General features: G+C 35.8%; 22 protein-coding genes and 1 pseudogene. 1 reads left to right on the top strand and 22 read right to left on the bottom strand.

The window, feature by feature from the left end; genetic code table 11:
• Positions 1-372 precede the first annotated feature (372 nt).
• From panD to ABE048_RS03580, 9 genes and pseudogenes are all read right to left on the bottom strand, one after another.
• Positions 373-759, bottom strand: coding sequence for an aspartate 1-decarboxylase (gene panD / locus ABE048_RS03620; RefSeq protein ID WP_430309186.1), 387 nt, complete (start codon positions 757-759; stop codon positions 373-375).
• Positions 759-1613: a pantoate--beta-alanine ligase gene (panC, locus tag ABE048_RS03615; RefSeq protein WP_430309185.1), complete on the bottom strand. Its 855-nt coding sequence runs from the start codon at positions 1611-1613 to the stop codon at positions 759-761. The genes panD and panC overlap by 1 nt, the downstream gene beginning before the upstream one ends.
• Positions 1610-2449 carry a 3-methyl-2-oxobutanoate hydroxymethyltransferase gene (gene panB / locus ABE048_RS03610; protein ID WP_430309183.1) on the bottom strand — a complete coding sequence of 280 codons (840 nt, stop codon included), beginning with the start codon at positions 2447-2449 and terminating at the stop codon, positions 1610-1612. The genes panC and panB overlap by 4 nt, the downstream gene beginning before the upstream one ends.
• 229 nt (positions 2450-2678) lie before the next feature.
• Positions 2679-3662, bottom strand: a complete 984-nt coding sequence (locus tag ABE048_RS03605; RefSeq protein ID WP_430309181.1) for a biotin--[acetyl-CoA-carboxylase] ligase — start codon at positions 3660-3662, stop codon at positions 2679-2681.
• The gene (locus tag ABE048_RS03600) at positions 3646-4833 is read right to left on the bottom strand and encodes a CCA tRNA nucleotidyltransferase (protein ID WP_430309179.1); all 1188 of its coding nucleotides are present in this window, start codon (positions 4831-4833) and stop codon (positions 3646-3648) included. Before ABE048_RS03600 ends, ABE048_RS03605 begins: the two co-directional genes overlap by 17 nt.
• Complete coding sequence (gene bshA / locus ABE048_RS03595; protein WP_430309178.1) at positions 4826-5962, bottom strand: N-acetyl-alpha-D-glucosaminyl L-malate synthase BshA; 1137 nt, start codon at positions 5960-5962, stop codon at positions 4826-4828. The genes ABE048_RS03600 and bshA overlap by 8 nt, the downstream gene beginning before the upstream one ends.
• A 15-nt stretch (positions 5963-5977) precedes the next feature.
• On the bottom strand, positions 5978-6382 hold the full coding sequence (mgsA, locus tag ABE048_RS03590) for a methylglyoxal synthase (RefSeq protein WP_430309176.1): 405 nt from the start codon (positions 6380-6382) through the stop codon (positions 5978-5980).
• A gap of 18 nt (positions 6383-6400) precedes the next feature.
• Positions 6401-7198, bottom strand: coding sequence for a 4-hydroxy-tetrahydrodipicolinate reductase (dapB, locus tag ABE048_RS03585; protein ID WP_430309174.1), 798 nt, complete (start codon positions 7196-7198; stop codon positions 6401-6403).
• Positions 7198-7499: pseudogene (locus ABE048_RS03580) on the bottom strand (MazG nucleotide pyrophosphohydrolase domain-containing protein). The gene dapB and the pseudogene ABE048_RS03580 overlap by 1 nt, the downstream one beginning before the upstream one ends.
• 171 nt (positions 7500-7670) lie before the next feature.
• Here ABE048_RS03580 and ABE048_RS03575 point away from each other — a divergent pair.
• Positions 7671-8537, top strand: coding sequence for a YitT family protein (locus ABE048_RS03575; RefSeq protein ID WP_430309173.1), 867 nt, complete (start codon positions 7671-7673; stop codon positions 8535-8537).
• 365 nt (positions 8538-8902) lie between these two features.
• Here the strand turns inward: ABE048_RS03575 and ABE048_RS03570 are convergent, their stop codons facing one another.
• The 13 genes from ABE048_RS03570 to aroB all read right to left on the bottom strand — a co-directional run bounded on the left by ABE048_RS03570 (position 8903) and on the right by aroB (position 20584).
• The gene (locus ABE048_RS03570) at positions 8903-9580 is read right to left on the bottom strand and encodes a zinc metallopeptidase (protein ID WP_430309232.1); all 678 of its coding nucleotides are present in this window, start codon (positions 9578-9580) and stop codon (positions 8903-8905) included.
• Positions 9581-9627: 47 nt separating this feature from the next.
• Positions 9628-10239 (bottom strand): DUF1405 domain-containing protein, encoded by a 612-nt coding sequence (locus tag ABE048_RS03565; protein WP_430309172.1) that lies wholly within the window; start codon positions 10237-10239, stop codon positions 9628-9630.
• 654 nt (positions 10240-10893) lie between these two features.
• The gene (locus ABE048_RS03560; RefSeq protein ID WP_430309171.1) at positions 10894-11661 is read right to left on the bottom strand and encodes a c-type cytochrome; all 768 of its coding nucleotides are present in this window, start codon (positions 11659-11661) and stop codon (positions 10894-10896) included.
• A gap of 44 nt (positions 11662-11705) precedes the next feature.
• Complete coding sequence (gene qcrB, locus ABE048_RS03555) at positions 11706-12380, bottom strand: menaquinol-cytochrome c reductase cytochrome b subunit (RefSeq protein ID WP_430309170.1); 675 nt, start codon at positions 12378-12380, stop codon at positions 11706-11708.
• A gap of 21 nt (positions 12381-12401) precedes the next feature.
• Positions 12402-12905 carry a ubiquinol-cytochrome c reductase iron-sulfur subunit gene (locus ABE048_RS03550; protein WP_430309169.1) on the bottom strand — a complete coding sequence of 168 codons (504 nt, stop codon included), beginning with the start codon at positions 12903-12905 and terminating at the stop codon, positions 12402-12404.
• Positions 12906-13060: 155 nt separating this feature from the next.
• A complete protein-coding gene (locus tag ABE048_RS03545) occupies positions 13061-13510 on the bottom strand; it encodes a DUF2487 family protein (RefSeq protein ID WP_430309168.1) in 450 nt (149 codons plus the stop codon).
• Between the two features lie 48 nt (positions 13511-13558).
• The gene (locus tag ABE048_RS03540) at positions 13559-14110 is read right to left on the bottom strand and encodes a ReoY family proteolytic degradation factor (RefSeq protein ID WP_102692508.1); all 552 of its coding nucleotides are present in this window, start codon (positions 14108-14110) and stop codon (positions 13559-13561) included.
• 17 nt (positions 14111-14127) lie between these two features.
• Entirely contained in the window at positions 14128-15381 is a 1254-nt protein-coding gene (locus ABE048_RS03535; protein WP_430309167.1) for a tetratricopeptide repeat protein, read from the bottom strand.
• A 221-nt stretch (positions 15382-15602) separates the two neighbouring features.
• Positions 15603-16892, bottom strand: coding sequence for a 3-phosphoshikimate 1-carboxyvinyltransferase (gene aroA / locus ABE048_RS03530; protein WP_430309166.1), 1290 nt, complete (start codon positions 16890-16892; stop codon positions 15603-15605).
• A 17-nt stretch (positions 16893-16909) separates the two neighbouring features.
• Positions 16910-18010, bottom strand: a complete 1101-nt coding sequence (locus ABE048_RS03525) for a prephenate dehydrogenase (protein ID WP_430309165.1) — start codon at positions 18008-18010, stop codon at positions 16910-16912.
• The gene (hisC, locus tag ABE048_RS03520; RefSeq protein WP_430309164.1) at positions 18007-19107 is read right to left on the bottom strand and encodes a histidinol-phosphate transaminase; all 1101 of its coding nucleotides are present in this window, start codon (positions 19105-19107) and stop codon (positions 18007-18009) included. Before hisC ends, ABE048_RS03525 begins: the two co-directional genes overlap by 4 nt.
• A 27-nt stretch (positions 19108-19134) precedes the next feature.
• The gene (gene aroH, locus ABE048_RS03515; protein WP_430309163.1) at positions 19135-19497 is read right to left on the bottom strand and encodes a chorismate mutase; all 363 of its coding nucleotides are present in this window, start codon (positions 19495-19497) and stop codon (positions 19135-19137) included.
• Entirely contained in the window at positions 19490-20584 is a 1095-nt protein-coding gene (gene aroB / locus ABE048_RS03510; protein ID WP_430309161.1) for a 3-dehydroquinate synthase, read from the bottom strand. Before aroB ends, aroH begins: the two co-directional genes overlap by 8 nt.

The following is a 20584-nucleotide window of genomic DNA, read 5'->3' as shown; positions in this document are numbered from 1 at the left end:
TTTCTTCACAACTTTCCGTACTTGTTATAATGAAGATTTTATCATATTTTGAGAGGAATAGCTGAGTTTGAGAAAAGATCATTTATCAAGAATAAAATTTCATGTAATTTGAGCACAAAACCATCCATAAATAATTTAATAGTCCTATCAAAATTGTTTGGTAATGAATGATCTAGTTCAGGTGCTTACTCCTGCTTTGCTAGCTTCGTTGCAGAAAATATTCTCTTTGAGGTCTCGGCAATCGTTTTTTCAGCCGGAGTATCGGGGATTCAACTCCACTTTTCTACTTTTTTTGATAATCTTGATTTAATTAAATAAAGAAATAAAAAAGCTTAGTATCCGAACGACACTAAGCTTCTTTCATTTATTCAACTATATCATCACAGTTGCTTCAGGTTCATAATTAATCAATTGCTTTATTTTATTATTTTCATCTAGGATTGCAACAGTAGGCTGATGATTTTTTGCCTCTTCTACCGTCATATACCCATAACCGATAATAATCACTATATCACCTGGCTGAACTAATCGAGCAGCCGCTCCATTTAGGCAAATAACGCCCGAGCCACGTTCACCTGCAATCGTATATGTTTCAAATCGTGCACCATTATTGTTATTGACGATTTGAACTTTTTCGTTTGGCAAAATTCCAACTGTATCTAATAAATCAGCATCAATTGTAATGCTACCAACATAATTCAGATCGGCTTGTGTTACAGTAGCACGATGGAGTTTCGAAGTCATCATCATTTTTAGCATTATCTTATCTCCTCATTAGAAAAAAGTATATTATCGATTAATCTTACGTTTGAAAAATACACTGCTGTCGCAAGTAAAAACTGATTTGTTTCAGGATGTATCTCTTGTAAATTTGGATAGCTACGTAATTCTAAATAATCAACATGTCCAGATGTTTGATTTTCTATCATAGTAATCGCAATTTGAATGGCTTGTTCTTTATCATGATGTTTTAGGAAATCAGCTTTTGCTTGTTGTAATGCTTGCTGTATTACGGGTGCTTGCTCTCTTTCTGCATCTGTTAAAAAGACATTTCGAGAACTTTTCGCAAGCCCATCCTCTTCTCGAACAATTGGAACGCTACAAATTGTTACCGGAAAATTGTAATCTCTAACCATAAGTTGGATTAATGCTAATTGTTGTGCATCTTTTTGTCCAAAATAAGCATTCGTCGGTTGAACGATATGAAATAGCTTTGAAACTACCTGTAAAACTCCGTTAAAATGCCCTGGTCTTGTTGCGCCACAAAGAATTTTAGAAGCTGGACCTGCTTCAATTCGAATTCCTCCATCATCTGGATACATTTCATCTACGGTTGGGGCAAATAAATAATCTACACCCACTTCTGTTGCGATTTTTTCATCCCTATCTAAATCTCTAGGATAACTTTCAAAATCTTCATTTGGCCCAAATTGTGTTGGATTTACAAAATCACTCATCACAACAAGATCATTTTCTTGTCTTGCAGCTTTCGCTAATGTCATATGTCCTTCATGTAAATAGCCCATAGTAGGAACCAATGCAATTTTTTTATTTAATACGCGATGTTTTTCCAGCTCTTGTTGAAGTTCATTGATGGTTGTGATCACTTTCATCTTTTAATGCCCCCATATAATTGATCAAGCACGTCTTCTGACATTGAAAATTGATGTTGTGTTGTAGGGAATAAACCTTGTTTTACTTCATCTAGGTATGATGCAATCCCTTGTTCTATAACCGTTCCCGCTTTCGCAAAAGTTTTTACGAATTTTGGTACATGATGGTTCCCATATGCTAACACATCATGGAATACTAATACTTGTCCGTCAACTTCTTGCCCTGCACCAATTCCAATAATAGGAATATTCAATTTTGCCGATACTAATCCAGCTAATTGATGAGGTACACATTCTAAAACAATTGCGCAAACACCTGCTTCTTCAAGTGCTAATGCATCCTCTAATAACTGTTCTGCTGTTTCAGCTGTTTTTCCTTGTACTTTATAGCCACCAAGTACCTCCGCAGACTGTGGTTGCAATCCTAAATGACCTACAATTGGTATACCAGCTGAAATCATTGTTTTAATGGAATTAAGTAAAGGACCAGCACCTTCTACTTTTAAAGCATTTGCACCTGTTTGTTGAAATAATTGAACTGCATTTTTTAGTGCCTCTGTAGCATCACCATGGTAGCTCCCAAATGGCATATCCACAACAATGAAAGTATCCTGAGCGCCTCTTCTAGTAGCTTTCCCATGATGAATCATATCATCCAATGTTACTTTAACTGTCGAATCATAGCCTAAAACGACCATTCCAAGCGAATCGCCAACTAGAATCATATCAACGCCAGCATTTTCAGCAAGCATCGCAGAAGGATAATCATAAGCTGTTAACATTACTATTTTTTCGTTACGCTCTTTCATCTTTCGAAATTCAGTTGTACTTTTCATTCTATCTCCTCCATTTTTGAGGAAGAAAACAAGAAAACCCCTCTGTCTAAAAATGGACAGAAGGGTGGTGTAATCATTGACATTAAATCGTTTTCTTCCGTCCCTGTCTAAAAAAGATCAAGGCAGATATTTTTTGTTATAGTGTTAAAAATGATTAATTGAGGTACAATTCCAAATGGATACTGTCCTGTGATAACACTATATCAATATTTAAAACGATAAACAATATTTATTTTTGAAGTTCAATATCTGCAGAATAAATGTTTTCAATCGATCCATCGTCAAGCTGTAATTGTAAAATACCATCATTCGTAATGCCGATTGCTTTTCCAACAAAAACATTACGTATAGTTGTCGCTTTAATTCGGCTGCCAATTGTACAAGAATATTCTTCCCATAATCCTTTAATATTTTCAAAACCTTCTTCAATATACTGATTGCTGAGCTTTTCTAAATAATAAAGAATCTTCGCAACAAGTTCAGCACGATCAATCTGCTTACCTGTAGTCATTTTTAATGATGTTGCTAGATTTGCTATCTCATCATCAAAATCTTCATATTCATGATTCACATTAATGCCAATTCCCATGATAATCGCATTTACGCGATCTGGATCTGCTTGCATTTCGGTTAGGATTCCTGTACATTTCAAGCCTTTAATCAATAAATCATTAGGCCATTTAATATCTGGACGTACCCCTGTCACATCTCGGATAGCACATGTTACCGCTACAGCTCCTACTAAGGTAAACTGTGGTGCTTGGTAAGGCGGAACATCGGGGCGCAAGATAATACTCATAGAAATACCTTTCCCCGTTTGTGATTTCCATGGACGCATTAAGCGCCCCCTACCTTCTGTTTGTTCCTCACAAATAACCACTGTTCCATTCGGTGCACCCTCTTGTGCTTGTTGGTGCGCAATTGTTTGAGTAGACGTAAGGGTTTTTTCATAAATAATTTTTTTCCCGAATTCCTCTGTTTCAAGTGCTGCCGTTATTTTAGCAGGGTCTAATGTATCTGGTGTTGAAATCATGATGTACCCCTTTTTTCGAATGGATTCAAATTTATATCCTTCGTCTTCTAACTGTTTCATATGTTTCCATATTGCCGTTCTTGAAATATTTAAATCATCTGCTAATTGTTGACCAGAAATTGGTTTGCCATTCGCGGCAGATAAACGCTTTACTAGTTCATAATTAATAGGTACGTTCACTTAAAAACCATTCCTTTATTTGTTGTTGGTCATTTAGCAGCCGATTTTCAAGAATTTCTGTTAGTATTTTTTCAAGAGATTCTTTTAACCATGGTCCGCTTTTTTGACCACTCCATTTAATTAAATCATGTCCTGATACCGCTAAATCTGTTTTCTTTTGAATCGCTAAATTCATTTTAATCTGTTCAATATTTTCCATCGATTCCGGTTGTACAGGATTTTTTCCCAGATTGTTTGCAAATTCATGAGCCGTTTTTAATACGACTAAGTCAAATTCAAAATACTGTTTCTTTGTCCAACCATTAGAAATTAACAATTGATGTGCATCGATAATATCTTGTACTTGTTTTTTCTCGTTGTTAGAGCATTTAAAAGCTCGCATAATTTCAATGTCTTGATTTGGTTGGAGTAGACAGAAATACGCCCAACCTTTCCATGCATCTGTACAAGCTTTGAATTTCTTCCAACGATCTATTTGATCATAGTCACCTGGCAAAAATTCAGCTAAACCTGATTGTTGAATATTTTGCATTGCTTTTATTGGATGTTCACTAACAAAAATTTTGTCAAATTCAGCTTTAATACGTTCTTTAGCAATAAAGTGAATATCTTGTGCTTGTTTTGAAATAGCTTTAAATGTTGATTCCTCGATACGAAAACCTAGTTGTGCACTAAAGCGAATAGCTCGAAGCATACGTAAAGCATCCTCTTTAAATCGCTCTAATGGTTGTCCAACAGCTCGAATTACACCATTTTGTAAATCTTCTTTACCACCAAATAAATCGATAATTTCTTGTTTTCCTGACATCGCCATTGCATTGATAGTAAAGTCTCTTCTCTTTAAATCCTCTGCTAAAGATGAAACAAAATATACTTCATCAGGACGACGATGGTCTTGATAAGTACCCTCTGTACGGTACGTCGTTACTTCAACAGGACTTAGAGGATGAATAACGAGCACAGTACCGTGAGAAATACCTACATCTGCAGTTCTAGAAAAAACTGTCTTCACTTCTTCCGGTACTGCATTTGTCGCAACATCAACATCATTCGCTGTGTGACCTCGTAATGAATCACGAACAGCACCACCTACTATGAATGCCTCATAGCCGTTTTCCTCAAGTGAAGCAATTACTTCAAAAGCAGCCTTCCATGCCTTTTGCTCAATCATGTTTTCGTGCCACCTTTTCATAAAGCGCTTCATATTGTTCAACAATATTGGATGAATGGAATCTATGATTTGCAGTATAAATAGCTGATTCTCTAAATTGCTGTAACTTTTTGTCATCTTGTAGCAATTCAATTGCAAATTGTGCGGCCTTCTCATAATCGCCGAGTTCCACAATATAACCATTTTCACCATGCTCGATTACTTCGGGAATTCCACCAATATTCGTCCCAATCCCTGGTACTCCACACGCCATCGCTTCTAACAAAACTAGCCCGAATGCTTCTTTTTCAGACATTAATAGCTTTAAGTCACTCATTGCATAAAGCTCCGATAGATTTTCTTGCTTACCTAAAAATAAAATATCTGAAGCAAATTCACACTTTTTCACTTCATGCATGATTTGATTTTTCTCTGGACCATCGCCAACTAATAATAATTTAGCAGGCATAGTTTCACGTACTTTTATAAATGTTCGAATGATATCCGGTACGTGTTTTACTTTTCTAAAGTTTGAAACATGTATTAACACTTTTTCGTTTTCTAGTATGTCAAAATCCTTTTTTAACTGAGTTCCATCTTTTGGTGTATATTCACGTTCATCTACAAAATTATAAATGGTTTCAATCGGTTTTGCTGTTTCGATTAGATCATATGTCTGTTGTTTCAATGAGTCGGATACCGCTGTTACTATATCTGACTTTTCAATACCATATCGAATTGCACTTGTTAAGGAAGAGTCATATCCTAAAACTGTTATATCTGTTCCATGTAAAGTAGTGACAATTCCAATATTTTGTCCAGACATATCACGTGCTAATGCTGCACATACCGCGTGAGGTATCGCATAATGTACATGCAATACATCTAGCTCTTCACTTTGAATCACGTCTGCCATTTTACTCGCTAGTGCAATATCGTATGGTGGATATTGAAAAACGGAATAATTATTTACTTGAACTTCATGATAAAAAATATTTGGATAAATTTTATTTAAACGAAAAGGCATACTAGAAGTAATGAAATGAATTTCGTGACCTCTTTCCGCCAACATTTTACCTAGCTCTGTTGCCATAACCCCAGAGCCTCCAACGGTCGGATAACATGTGATACCGATTTTTAATTTTTTCATCCGACCACTCCCTTTCTATTTTCTGCGTTCTTGTATTAAACGCCAATCGATAAATCCTTCTTGTAATCCTTTTAATAACACTTCTGCCGTGCCCATATTAGTAGCCAATGGAATTTGATAAACATCACTTAAACGGATTAATGCAGATACATCTGGTTCATGAGGTTGTGCAGTTAATGGATCGCGGAAGAAAATGACCATATCCATGTCATTATTGGCAATCATACTTCCAATTTGTTGGTCCCCGCCTAATGGACCTGAACGGAATCGCGTCACATCTAAGCCAGTTGCATCAATTACTCTTTGTCCAGTTGTACCTGTAGCAAATAACTCATGCTGTGCTAGAATGTCACGATATGCTGTCACAAATTGCACCAAATCATCTTTTTTCTTGTCATGCGCAATTAATGCGATTTTCATAAGGATCAAACTCACCTTCTATAAAATGTTTTCTAAACCATAAACTAATTCTTTTATATCCATTACTTTTTCAATAGATAATTTTACACCAGTCATAAAGGATTTTCGATCAAATGAATCGTGACGTACTGTTAATAACTCTCCAGTACCACCAAATAGCACTTGTTGATGTGCAACAAGGCCTGGTAATCGTACACTATGGATTCGCATACCATCAAAATCTGCGCCTCTTGCTCCCGCAATGGTTTCATGCTCTTCTGGATGTCCTTGTTTATGTGAAGGACGATTTTCTGCCATCAATTGTGCTGTTTTTACCGCTGTTCCAGATGGGGCATCTAATTTTCTGTCATGATGCATTTCGATAATTTCAATATCCGGGAAATAGTCAGCGGCCATTTGGGCAAATTTCATCATTAAAACGGCTCCAATGGCAAAATTAGGTGCAATAATACATCCTACTTCTGAAGTCTTTGCAAGATTCTTAATCTCTTCTAATTGACCATCTGTAAATCCTGTTGTTCCAATTACAGGACGAACACCTGCAAAAAGTGCAGTTTTCGTATGCTCGTAACCTGCTACAGGTGTTGTTAAATCTACAAAAACATCTGCTTGTACTGCATCAAATAATGTATGTAAGTCGGTATAAACAGGTACATCATATTGTTCAGGAAATAGTTCGTATTGAGCTAAGTTTGGCGCTAAATCTTTATGATCTAATACTGCTACTAAATCCATATTTTCAGCGTTCATAACTGTGTGTACTGCTTCTTTTCCCATTTTCCCTCTTGGCCCTGCAATTACAACTCGAATTGTCATTACTCTTCTTCCTTTCTAATCCAACGATCTTGATCACGTGTTTCAAATTTTAGTAATACAGTTTGTAAAGCTTTTGACATATCAATATCTTTACCGTATGCAAAACAAATTAAAACAAATAAAATGTATTCAAACTCTTCTTCCAAAGATTTAACAGCTTCTGTCGGCTTTTCTTTATCGTTCCATATAAATTTAGGACTTCGCGAGATAATTCGCCTAATTCCTCTGTTAATCGTGCTTATAACTCAAATGGAGGAATATAACCTTCAACGAAGTAGTTGTCAAATCCCATAAAATACATGATAATATATTCTTGTGTAAAGTTAATAAAAATGCCCAAACCATGTAAAAACACGGAATCTCTTTTAACTATTACTGTATCATTAATCCTTGATGATTTCGATAAATGCATTCATTTTTCTACACATTTATCGTTATTATACTCTACAACATAAAATTGGGGTGAATTTGTATGCCAAATATTAAAATTAAAAATACTTTGTTAATCATATTAGGTGCTGCTATTTTTAGTTTTGGTTTTGTTCATTTTAATATACAAAACCATTTAGGTGAAGGCGGATTCAACGGTATCACATTAATCTTATATAACCTATTTCAGTGGGATCCAGCTATTTTGAACTTAGTTTTAAATATACCTATGTTTATTATAGGGTGGCGCATTCTAGGTAAAAAAACTTTTATCTATACCATTATTGGCACTGTTTCCGTATCTGTTTTTTTGAAAATATTCCAAATTTACACGTTTAATATTGATTTACACAATGATATGTTCCTTGTCTCTTTATTTGCAGGCGTATTCCTTGGTGTAGGTCTCGGTATTATTTTCCGTGTAGGTGGAACAACAGGTGGAGTAGATATCATTGCCCGTCTTGTCAACAAATTCTTTGGTTGGCCAATGGGTAAGACAATGTTCATATTTGATGCAATTGTCATTTTATTATCATGGATAACCTTCCTAGACGCTCGTTCAGTAATGTATACTCTAGTCTGTGTCTTTGTAACTGCACAAGTAATTGATTTTGTCCAAGAAGGTGCCTATGCAGCAAGAGGAGCCATTATTATTTCAAACAATAACCATGAAATTGCAGAACGTATCGCAAAACAAATGGACCGTGGTGTTACCTTTTTGAGAGGCTATGGTTATTACACGAAAGAAGATCGTGAGGTTATTTATTGTGTAGTTGCAAAAAATGAAATGTTTAAGTTAAAAAGTATTGTACTATCTGTAGATCCCCATGCTTTCATATCTCTATCTGAAGTCCATGATGTAAGTGGTGAAGGATTTACTCTAGATGATCAAAAACAACCAATTGAATAGTATGAAATTCCATTCGGCGAATTGGTTTTTATTATCAAATAATAAGAGATGAATAAAACCCCAATTAATTGGACGACTCTCTTATATAATAGAAGCTCTCTGTACTTTATTTTCAGTACAGAGAGCTTCTTTCAATTAAATGTTTAGTAAATGCATTATTATTTTACCTGTTTTTCCTCCCGAATCTTTATTTGGACTGGAATAAATTATAAAGCTATTAGAGTGTTGAATGCATTCACCTTCACTGATGTAGATACCTATTCAAATGTAAAGAACCCATTATATAGATCTAAAAATTCCCACATAACAAAAAACCTCTACGATCAACGCTATTGATCATAGAGGCTTTTATATGTTAGAAAAATCTAATCTTCATCGTTATTCATACCTGTATACATTAACACTAAGCGTAACAATTCCATAACAGCTGTTGCTGCGGCTGCTACATATGTCAATGCTGCTGCACTTAATACTTTTCTAGCGTGAGGTTCTTCTTCATTTCGAATGATACCGAGACTAACAACTTGGTTAAGAGCTCGTTTCGATGCATCAAACTCGACTGGTAAAGTTACTATTTGGAATAGTACACCGATTGCTAATAATACAATACCAACAAGCATTAATGGTTTTATTGTACCAATCATACCGATCATAATAAAGATCCATGATGCATTTGATGAAATATTCGCTGCAGGTACTAATTTAGAACGAAGTGTTAAGAACGCGTAAGCTTCCTTATGTTGAATGGCGTGACCACATTCATGTGCTGCTACCGCTGTTCCAGCTACTGAAGCATTATGGTAATTACTTGAAGATAGTGCTACTGTTTGGCTAGTGGGATCATAATGATCTGATAAAACTCCTGAAGTTTCTACAACTCGAACATTACTTAACCCATTATTATCTAAAATAGTTCTTGCAACCTCTGCACCTGTCATACCAGATGTGGAACGAACTTCTGCATAACGTTGATAAGTTTTCATCACTTTACGCTGAGCATAAAGTGGTAACAACATCAATACAAGAAAATATATGATATACATCGCTGCTGACAAAAATACCAACCTCCTATTACTAACTTAATTTTATTTTAAAGGTAATTATTTTGAGTCGCAAATGAAAACCTTTTTTGTGAAACAAAATATGCTAGTGTGATACAAGCAATAGATAGCCAAAATGTGAAATATCCAATCTCCGCCATATACTGAGCAAGCATACTATAAATAGGCATTTGACCAAATACATAGTCAATTACATCATTATGCAATGTCCAAATTGCTGCAAGAGCAACATGAGTAATTTTAATATCATACATTGGGATATATAAAATTGCTTGTACAGCCATCGCGAAATGGGAAATAACAAGCATCCATCCAAGGTAACCAATAGAGCCCATCTCTAATAATGCTAATAGATTCATCACTACTGCCCAAAGACCGTATTTAACTAATGTAATGAGCGCCAATGCTTCTATTAGACGCCAATTTTTACCGAATATCCAACCTATCAGTGCAATAGAGAAAAACAAAGTTGCTGTTGGACTATCCGGAACAAATATATAGAAAATAGGTTCCGTAATTGATAATTGCCCACCATACCAAAGATACCCACCGATTGTCCCTAAAATATTGACGATCAATAATATCCAAAGAAAAACTTTATGCGATAATATCTTCCAAATAAATGAGAATAAATTATTCATCACAAACCCCTTAAAAAATTATTATTAAATATGTTATAACCTTTTTTAATATTGTGCGTCTATATATATGTATAATAAAATGCTGATATTTTTTATGTTGTTTTACGCTATATATTAAATATCGGGGTAAAACATCAAAAGCAACTATCTAACTCGTTACGGTGCCTATTCCACTTTTTCCGCCGACTGATCGACGAGCCGCCCAGTCGCTAATGCTTGGGGTACTGAAAAAGTGTTTAAACTCAATTATTGATAGTATTAATCTGTTTTCTACATGATGTGGAATTAGCTTCGCTTTCCGCGGGCGAGCGTTGAGCCTCCTCGCTCACTTCGTTCACTGCGGGGTCTCATCTTTCTCGCTTTCCCGCAGGAGTCTTCGCTAATTCCACATCAACAAAGATAGCTATACCAGATTTTTATTATAGATTTTCATTTTTTTACTTTTTCAGTGCCCTCGCTAATGTTCACTGAAAGTCTTAACTGCCCTTTTTCGGCAAGAGTACCGGAGTAGACACCTTCACTTAACTACTGTAATTCGCAAAATTGTGTGAGCATCTAACATATATTATGAAACGATTCTTCATACTATATATATAAGTATTTAACAATAAGATAGAAAAAAAGAGCCAGTCTCCTGACTCTTCTTTCGATTTATTATTCAGCTTTTAAGCCTGAAATAAATGTAGCTAATTTTTTAAGATCTTCATCTGATCCTTTGTATTGCCCAGCTGGCATACCGCCTTTACCTTCATGAGCAATTTTAGCTATTTCTTCCGGAGACAAGCCTGTATTAGTTAAATTAGGACCTGCTCCACCTTGAAGTTTGTCACCATGACAATTGATACAAGATTGCTTAGCATATACCTTGTATCCTGGATCTTCTTGGTTAATTTCAACCGCTTTAACGATTTGCCCTTGTTTCTTAGCAGCAGCCCAGTCATGATTTACAACTGATTCCCAAGTTAAGAATACCATAGAAGCAAGTGCTAATAACATAAATGCTACTGGAAGCGGGCGTTTAATTGGTTTACGTTCTGGACCTCTATCCAAGAATGGTGCTAACATTAATGCTCCAATTGCAATAGCTGGAACAACGATTGCACCGATAGTATTATAAGGACCTGAAGCATATTCATATTTAAGTAATTGATATAAGAATAAGAAATACCAGTCCGGCATTGGAATATAACCTGTGTTTGTTGGATCTGCTTGTCCTTCTAATGGAGATGGATGAGCAACTGTTAAAATTAAATAACCAACTAAGAATACCGCACCAACCATCCATTCTTTTAATAAGAAGTCTGGCCAGAATGGTTCTGTTTTGCCAGGATATTCGGAATAATCTGGTGGATATACGTTTTTGTTGTCCTTCTGAGGAACGCGCGTATCTCCTACGAATTTCATTCCTTTTCCTTTATGCATTTTGTCCCCTCCTTAAGGAAATATTAATGGCTAGATTGTAAGTTCTACAATGGGCCAGATATCCCTTGTCTTCGAATCATGACAAAGTGTGCAGCAAGCAAAGCAAGTAAGCAAGCTGGTAAGAAGAATACATGAATCGCAAAGAATCTTGTTAATGTTTGTGCACCGATGATTGTAGAATCACCTGCTAATAATATTTTGATTGCTTCACCAATGAATGGTACGGATGCTGCAATTTGAATACCTACTTTTGTAGCAAACAATGCTTTCATATCCCAAGGAAGTAGGTAACCTGTAAAGCCAAGGCCTAACATTACACAGAAGATTAGAACCCCAACAATCCAGTTTAATTCACGAGGTTTTTTATAAGAACCTGTAAAGAATACACGTAATGTATGAAGGAACATCATAACAATTACGAGGGAAGCGCCCCAGTGGTGCATACCACGCACGATTTCACCGAATGCTACCTCATTTTGTAGGTAGTAAACTGATTTCCATGCATTTTCAATATCTGGTACATAGTACATTGTTAAGAACATACCTGATAAGATTTGAATAACAGTAACGAAGAACGTTAACCCTCCGAAACAATATACGAATGCAGAGAAATGATGTGCAGGGTTTACGTGCTCTGGAACTTCATGGTCGGCAATATCACGCCAAATAGGTGTAATATCAAGTCGTTCATCGACCCAATCATAGATTTTATTAAGCACTGTTGTCGTACCCCCTTACAATTATACTAAAGTGTTTGCTCTTACTTTTCCGATCATAACTAGACCGTCTTTTTCTTTTACTTCATACTCATCTAGTGGACCAAGTGGTGGTGTACCTGGCACGTTTTTACCATTTTTCTCATAACGGCCACCATGACATGGGCAATAGAATTGGTCTTTAAATTCTGGAGTACCATTCCAGTTAACTGTACAACCTAAATGTTTACATACAGGTGAAAGTGCGATAATTTCATCGCCATTTTTATAAACCCACGCTGTGTTTGTAACATCTGATTTGTACCAAGCGTCAACTTGTTCGAATGAAAAATCTACTTTTACAGGAGTTTCAGAAAGTTCCGAAACTTTTTTATCAGTAAGTATGAAGCCGCCGCCTGCTTTCTTTTGTAGAATTGGGTCGACTGCGAAGCGAGCCATTGGCATTAACATACCAGCTGCCATGAAACCACCAACACCTGTTAATGTGTAGTTCAAAAATTGACGTCTTGAGACACGATTGTTACTCATCCTTTTCCCCCCTCTAACTTCAGGTAAGTCCAACAGACAAACTTATACAAAATAGTAATACTAGGACATATCTATGATATATCATGTAAAATGTTAGGTCAATAACGCATTCAACTGTTTTATGCAGATTTGTGAACATTTATTGAAAGAAAAAGTTACTGTTCTGACCATTTTGAAGATAACATAGGTATTACCTGTCTTAACTGATCACTTAGGACTGATTGTCTAACCTTCTGATCCATATCACCTAATGGAATAGATGGCAACCAGATTATGTCGAAATCTGGCACAATTATATTCCATTCATGGTCTGATGTAACAAAGAAAGTATATTTAAAACCAGCAGCTATAAATTCATCACGAATAGCAGTGATTAATTCTTTTCTTGACATTGACTTGGTATATGTAATTGGAGGAGATAAAACAATTCGTCCTTTGAATTGTAGCTCAATAAAATTAGTAAGTGACATTAAGAATTCTGCCCCAGAAGCACTCTGTTTTATACCTAAATTTGTCCCTTCTATCATTACTAATGGAACTATAGCTGTGTCAATAAATTCTTTTTGTTTAATAAACTCCTCAATATCTTTGCTTGTCCAAAACATCCAAATTCCTCCTAAAAGTAAAACTTCATCCAATGATGGATGAAGTTTTTATTTTTCCACATTTTTTATAACATTTAATAATGCAGACAACTTGTAAAACTTCTCTTTGTCATTTTGATCAAGGGCTTCATCAATTTGTTTTAGAATTGCTTCCTCTTGGAATGTTTTCATACTGTCTTGTAAAATTTCCTCTGCTAATTGGCGATCTGATTCGCTAATTTGTAAATAGTTAGGCATGTATGGATTTTCTTCTAATACAGTTAAGTATTCACGACTAGGTGGTACTTTGGGGAAATTCAATTGTATGAACATTTCCTCATCAGGATGAAGCCTTAAATCATGGAAGGATTTTTCCGCATCTGCTGTCATAATATTACCTCGATAGAAGCGAAATGGTATGCCCGATGAATCTGTTGTTGACATGACCATTGCTCGTGGGCAGTAATGTGCTTCTTCCACAAAATGAATATGTTCCAATAATTCATCATGACCAAGCAGATAATTTAAAATCCATACACACTCACGTCGTTTCATTTGGTATTTTTTTAAAAACCAGCGGACAAATTCTTTTTTGTCCAAGACAGAAACGGATGCGGTCATATTAAATGAGCCTCCTCTCATTCGAACGTTTGTAAAAGGTCTTGCCAAGTCGGTTCATCTGGTTGCAATGTGATTAACTGATTGACTACTACCTGTGCTTCTTTGCGTTTACCATCTTCAATTAAGAAATAAGCATATTTTTCAAGGAACAATGGATCTTCCTTATGATCATTATATGCTAACTGATAAAAATCGTATGCACGTTCATAATTTTCTAATCGGTCATATGATATCGCAGCGAATGCAGATAAAGTAGACCAGTCAAAACTTTCTTGTTCCAGTTGTTCTATTAACTCAACAATTTCTTCGTCTCTTTCTTCTTTCGAAAGGATTGAAACAAGCGTAATGATTGCTTCCATATATTCACTGTCTAATGCTATTGCTTGTCGCAAATAATGTTCAGCTTCTTTAGGTAGGCTGTTTTTAAGAGCCATTTTCCCTGCAAATAAATATAGCTCTTTATCGTATTCATCACGAGTTATACCTTCTTTGATTACTTCAAGAGCTTTTATATTGTTCTCAAGCATTGCATAACTTTGTGCTAACAGTAGATATGCAGAGAAATAATCAGGATCTAATGTTTTTAAATCTTCAGCATATCGGATGGTTGTTTCATACATTTGTGATTGAAATGCAGAATATGCTGCGCCAAATAGTAAATCAGGTGATGTATTTTCCTCAAGTGCTTTTATATAAAAAGTCAAAGCCTCTTCAAATGCTGCACCTGCACGATGTACTTCTGCTAATCGCTCTACTAACCGTACTCCCGCTATTTCAGTTTGTTCTTCGTATAATTCATGATATATGCGAGCAGCTTCAGTAAAACGTCCCATTTCCATTAATAATTCTGCTTTTGCAAAATGTAACAATAGTTCATCTGGTAATAATTCTAATGCTTCATTTATACGCTGTTCTGAAACTTCATATAACCCTTGCATTTGATAATAATCAGCTAAAGCCAATAGAACTTGAGGATACTCTGGTGCATCATGGTTAATCGACATTAATAAATTTAATGCTTGATCTTCCTGTTCTCGCTCCATTAATAATGTAGCACGATCAATTTTAAGTTGTGCTTCATCTGGGAACAAGTACAGTAAATGTTCTAATAATTCATCAGCTTCTTCTAAAAAGCCGAAGTTCATAAGGAAACCTACTACTTCATACTGAATGTCTGGGTCTACCTGTATTTTAAAATCTTCGAGAAGATTTTGGATGCCTTCCAAGTCACCATTTTGAATTGCATCAATCATTTTTTTCTGTATATCCATTTTGTCACCTGATTCTTCTATTTATACTACATAACGGGTACGTTCCGCTTTTAAATTATCTAGCTCTAAGACTAGATCCTCGAGGGTTCAAACACAGTGAACGTACTTAGGCTATCTTCCTCTATTATTAGCCGCCTACGCTTTTAACATTATGCTACATGACGAATGCTTTATACACAAGGAAAAACTCTCCTAATATAGGAGAGCTTCTTTAGAACTTACTATTTTATTATCTTTTGAATGTCTTCAAAGAATGTTGGATATGATACTGCAATACAATCTGGATCATCTAATTCAACAGCACCATTTGATACCAATGAAGCAATTGCTCCCATCATACCAATTCGATGATCCCCATATGTTTTGAGTGATGCACCCTGAAGTTCAGAACCTCCATGAATAATCATGCCATCATCAGTTGCTTCAATATTTGCACCTAATTTTTTCAATTCATCGACGACTGCTGTAATACGATCCGTTTCTTTTACTTTTAGTTCTGCCGCATCTCGAATAACTGTTGTTCCGTTCGCTTTTGTAGCGAGTAAAGCAATAATGGGAATTTCATCGATTAAGCGAGGAATTAAATCACCATTTATTTGTACACCTTCTAAATCTGATGTTCTAATCATAATTGTACCTGTAGGTTCAGCAGCTTCCTCATTATCTACTATGATTTCCATATTAGCGCCCATTGCAGTTAACACATCAATGATTCCTGTTCGTGTAGGATTAAGACCAACATTATGCAAAGTGATTTCGCTATCTTCTGCCATTGCACCGGCTACCAAAAAGAATGCTGCAGAAGATATATCCCCAGGTACATCTACATGTGTTGCCTGTAGAGTTTGTCCACCTTTATAAGATACCGTACCATCTTCTACAATTACCTCAGCTCCAAATTGCCGTAGCATTCTTTCGGTATGATCTCTAGAAACATCTTTTTCATGAATAATAGTGTTTCCTTCTGCTTGTAATCCTGCAAGTAAAATAGCTGATTTTACTTGCGCGCTAGCTACAGGCATTGTGTATTCAATTGCAGATAATGGACTACCTTTTATAGCTAAAGGTGTATATTGGCCATCCATTCTTCCCGTAATCTGTGCACCCATTTCACGAAGTGGTGTAATAACACGTTTCATAGGTCTTTTTCCGATAGAAGCATCTCCGTTTAGGATGGAATGTATTTTAGATCCAGCAAGTAGCCCCAACATTAATCGAGTAGTTGTACCAGAGTTTCCTGTATACAGAACATCGATTGGTTCTTTCCAATTTCCCATTCCGTTACTATTGATTTCCACATTTGTTCCATCCAACTCGATTTCAACACCAAGCTTTCTAAAGCAATCAATCGTACTTAAACAATCATCACCTAATAAAAAGCCACTTACTGTAGTACGTCCTTCTGCTATGCTTCCGAACATAATGGAACGGTGAGAAATAGATTTATCACCCGGAACTGTAATATTGCCATGCAAAGTAGGCTTCTTATAATTTAATCTTACTTCTGCCAAGTTATACGCAACCTCCTTTATGATATATATACCTCATATGGACTGCGTCGCTCGATACAAGCAGCCGCCTTTTCTCTGTCTTCTGCATTTTGGAAACTTACTACTAATATACCAAATACATCTTCTCGCGTTTCTACAATTCGGATATTCGTAATACTAATTCGTTCATCTGCCAGATATGCTGTGATTTCAGCAATACTACCAGGGTAGTCAGGTACATCAATATACAAATCATATGTCGAATAAAGAGCCCCTTGTGCAGTCACTGGAAGGTCATCTCTGAAGTTCTTTGCATCTGCAAAAAAAGATTCAATTTGTTCAACATTCCCTTTTTCTATTAATGTTTGAACTCTCAACATTTCTTGTTGCCAATTTGCAAGTTGGGTTGCAATTTGTTTTCGATTTTGTAGTGTTATATCGCGCCATAATAGCGGATTTGATGATGCGACCCTTGTAATATCTCTAAAACCACCAGCTGCTAACAATTTTGTCAATGAATTATCCTTGCTTTCTTGAGCTAATTGATGAACTAAAGAAGCTGCGACAATGTGTGGAAAATGGCTAACTACAGATGTCATTTGATCATGATTATCCGCAGAAACAGTCATAAGTTTTGCACTGGTATATTGTAGTACATCTATTAATTGCTGAACTTTTCTGTTGTCCTCATCTTCATGTGGTGTCAGCATATAATAAGCATTTTCAAAAAGATATGGCTTTGCAGCTAGTACCCCACTTTTATGGGATCCTGCCATTGGATGCCCTCCAATAAATGTAATACCTAACTCTTTTAATTCAACTGCTTTTTGCATGATCAGTGATTTTGTACTTCCAGTATCTGTAACAATCAAATTCTTAGGTATATCCCAGGTTTTCAATTTCTCCATCCACTCAATTGTGGCATTTACAGGAGTCGCAAAAATTAGGATATCTACATTTTTCACTGCGACCTCTGGTTGTTTCGTGACATCTTGCACAACACCTAACACTTTAGCACTTTGAAGCGTTTTATCATTTGCATCATATCCAACTACTCGGATATTCGGTGATTTTTGAAGAGCTAAGGCAATTGAACCGCCTATTAAACCGAGCCCTACAACAAGGACTGTTTGCTTCAAGCTAAGACGCCTTCTTTTTCTAAGATTGCTTTCAATTGTGCTAGTAAGCCTTCGTTTTGTGCTTGTGTACCGATTGTGACACGAATATAGCCAGGAGTTCCTAATGCATTACCACTTCTAATAATAAATCCACGTTCCATAAGTTTTTGGAATACAAGATTACTGTCAGTCTTAACTTCCATTAAAATAAAATTTGTGTCGGTTGGATAGTAGTGTAATCCGTGTTCATCACAAAATGCTTCAAATTGCTTTTTGCCTTTTATATTTTCCTCACAACATTTTTTAATATACGCTTGGTCTTGTAATGCTACTTGGACAACTGCTTGGCTTAATACAGTATTATTGAATGGTCCACGAACTGGGTCCAATTTAGCAATTAAATCTTTATTGGCAATACCATAACCAACTCGGAATGCTGCTAAGCCGTATGCTTTTGAAAAAGTACGTAAAATAATGATATTTGGGTACTCTTGAATATAGGAAATAGTGTCTTTATGATTGTTATTCGTTACATATTCAAAATAAGCCTCATCTAATACAACTAAGACATCATGTGGGACTTGATCTAAGAATGCTTTTAATGGTGCATCTTCTACTACAACACCCGTTGGATTATTTGGACTACATACCCACACTACTGCAGTATTTTTGTCAATGGCTTCAAGCATCGCATCCAAATCATGGTTACCATTTTTTAATGGAACTTCACGAATTTCAGCACCTTCAATTCTTGCATTTAAGGCATATTGAGAAAATGTTGGGTTACCCATTACTGTATTTACACCAGGATGCAGTAAAGCTCGAGTAATGATACTAATCAACTCATCAGATCCATTACCGAAAATGAGTTCATCTCCTGAAACGCCAAGGTGTTTTGCAATCGTTGCTCGCATATCAGTAGCATAACCATCTGGGTATAGCGCGAAGTTAATGGATTCTTTCGCAACAAATTCATGTACCTTTGGAGAACAGCCAAATGGATTTTCGTTAGAAGCTAATTTTACTATTTCATCTAATCCGAACTCCTGTTTTACTTCATCTATTGACTTACCTGGTTGGTAAGCCTTCATATCATTAATTTGTTCTTTCCATTTCATTAGAATACCTCCTCTATCTTAAATCAGTTATTTTACTAAATCTGGTCGTAATTTAACGGCCTCATTTAAATAAATATGTTGAATATCCTTTTGAGTAATTTCAGTATTTAGATGTACTAATATACGAATACACAGTGGTAATGCGCCAGGAACATTCATTTCATGCATACACATTACAGGTACATAACTCCAATTTGGTAATGTACGAACTGCTTTTGCGGGGAATGCAGAAACGATATCTGGTGTTGTAGAAATTACAACTGAAGCAACATTTTCTGGATCTATATGATTTGCAGCTATAATTTCCTGCATTAATTTGGTTGTTTCTTGTAAAACTTGCGTTGCTTCATCTCGCTTAATTGTAACGGCGCCTCTAACACCTCTAATCATAAGCTACCCCCTCTAACAATTCTCTTAAAAGAAGATCCATTTCACGACATTCCTCTTGAGTAATCTTTTGTACAAATGGTTGGCCTACTTGTTGTAATAATACAAATTGTAGTTCACCATATTCTGCCTTTTTATCTTTCATCAAATAACTTAATAGTTCATCAAAATTGAATTTTGCTACTGCTTCAAATGGATAGCCATTTCGTAATGCAAATTTCAAAAATTGCTTTGTGAATTCATGTTTGATTTGACCATACCGTTCGCTAAGAAGCAAAGCATACACCATTCCTATCATGACCGCTTCACCATGAGCTAACGTTCCAAAGCCGGATGCTGCCTCTATTGCATGACCATATGTATGACCAAAGTTTAAGTATTTCCGAACAGAGTGCTCTTCCTCATCTTGTTCCACAATATTAGCTTTGACACGAACACCTTGTTCCAAATTTTTCTCTAACTTCTCTTTCGATAAAGTAAGAATTGATGAAGAATCCATCAGCAGTTTTAACCATTCTTCGTCAGAAATCAAAGCATGTTTGATTACTTCTGCCATACCTGAACGAACTTCTCGTTCCGGTAGGCTTTCCAAATAATCAATATCAAATATGACACCTTCTGGTTGATAAAAAGCACCAATCATATTTTTTCCTAATGGATGGTTTATAGCTGTTTTACCACCTACCGCACTATCATGAGCAAGAATAGTCGTTGGAATTTGAATAAATGGAACACCCCTCATAAATGTCGCTGCCACAAATCCTGTTAAATCGCCAACAGCCCCACCACCAAAAGCAAAAAGTAATGATTTACGTGTACATTTTTGTTCAAGTAGAAATGATTGGGCGGCAAAGTAATTTTCAAATGTTTTACAAGCTTCTCCACCTGGTAAAACATAAATTTCAAATGGAAATGGAAACTCATTTGTAAATTTCTCTTTATGAATTTGCCAAATATGTTCATCTGTAAAAACAATTAAACGATCTGCTTTAGCAATAATGTTATCAAATGTCTGTAAAGCTTCCGTTAAGTTACCACTTCCAATTTGAACTTCGTAAGCATGTGATTTTGCTTTTACAGGAATATTCAT

The organism is Rummeliibacillus pycnus (assembly GCF_050459865.1).
GTDB classification, from domain to species: Bacteria; Bacillota; Bacilli; order Bacillales_A; family Planococcaceae; genus Rummeliibacillus; species Rummeliibacillus pycnus_B.
The sequence above is the reverse complement of the archived record's forward strand: the minus strand, read 5'-3'. Positions and strand labels throughout refer to the sequence as shown.

Coding starts and splice junctions, on each gene's coding strand:
- dapB (WP_430309174.1), bottom strand. CDS start 7,198: ATGACAATTCGAGTTGTAATTGCAGGGCCAAGAGGGAAAATGGGAAAA.
- panC (WP_430309185.1), bottom strand. CDS start 1,613: ATGAAAGTGATCACAACCATCAATGAACTTCAACAAGAGCTGGAAAAA.
- ABE048_RS03540 (WP_102692508.1), bottom strand. CDS start 14,110: ATGACCGCATCCGTTTCTGTCTTGGACAAAAAAGAATTTGTCCGCTGG.
- hisC (WP_430309164.1), bottom strand. CDS start 19,107: ATGAAATGGAAAGAACAAATTAATGATATGAAGGCTTACCAACCAGGT.
- ABE048_RS03575 (WP_430309173.1), top strand. CDS start 7,671: ATGCCAAATATTAAAATTAAAAATACTTTGTTAATCATATTAGGTGCT.
- ABE048_RS03565 (WP_430309172.1), bottom strand. CDS start 10,239: ATGAATAATTTATTCTCATTTATTTGGAAGATATTATCGCATAAAGTT.
- bshA (WP_430309178.1), bottom strand. CDS start 5,962: ATGAAAAAATTAAAAATCGGTATCACATGTTATCCGACCGTTGGAGGC.
- ABE048_RS03550 (WP_430309169.1), bottom strand. CDS start 12,905: ATGAGTAACAATCGTGTCTCAAGACGTCAATTTTTGAACTACACATTA.
- panB (WP_430309183.1), bottom strand. CDS start 2,449: ATGAAAAGTACAACTGAATTTCGAAAGATGAAAGAGCGTAACGAAAAA.
- ABE048_RS03600 (WP_430309179.1), bottom strand. CDS start 4,833: ATGATTGAGCAAAAGGCATGGAAGGCTGCTTTTGAAGTAATTGCTTCA.
- ABE048_RS03560 (WP_430309171.1), bottom strand. CDS start 11,661: ATGCATAAAGGAAAAGGAATGAAATTCGTAGGAGATACGCGCGTTCCT.
- aroH (WP_430309163.1), bottom strand. CDS start 19,497: ATGATTAGAGGTGTTAGAGGCGCCGTTACAATTAAGCGAGATGAAGCA.
- panD (WP_430309186.1), bottom strand. CDS start 759: ATGCTAAAAATGATGATGACTTCGAAACTCCATCGTGCTACTGTAACA.
- ABE048_RS03545 (WP_430309168.1), bottom strand. CDS start 13,510: ATGTTTTGGACAAGCAAAGATATTGAGGAGTTTATTAAACAAAAAGAA.
- ABE048_RS03570 (WP_430309232.1), bottom strand. CDS start 9,580: ATGTATATCATATATTTTCTTGTATTGATGTTGTTACCACTTTATGCT.
- aroB (WP_430309161.1), bottom strand. CDS start 20,584: ATGAATATTCCTGTAAAAGCAAAATCACATGCTTACGAAGTTCAAATT.
- ABE048_RS03535 (WP_430309167.1), bottom strand. CDS start 15,381: ATGGATATACAGAAAAAAATGATTGATGCAATTCAAAATGGTGACTTG.
- mgsA (WP_430309176.1), bottom strand. CDS start 6,382: ATGAAAATCGCATTAATTGCGCATGACAAGAAAAAAGATGATTTGGTG.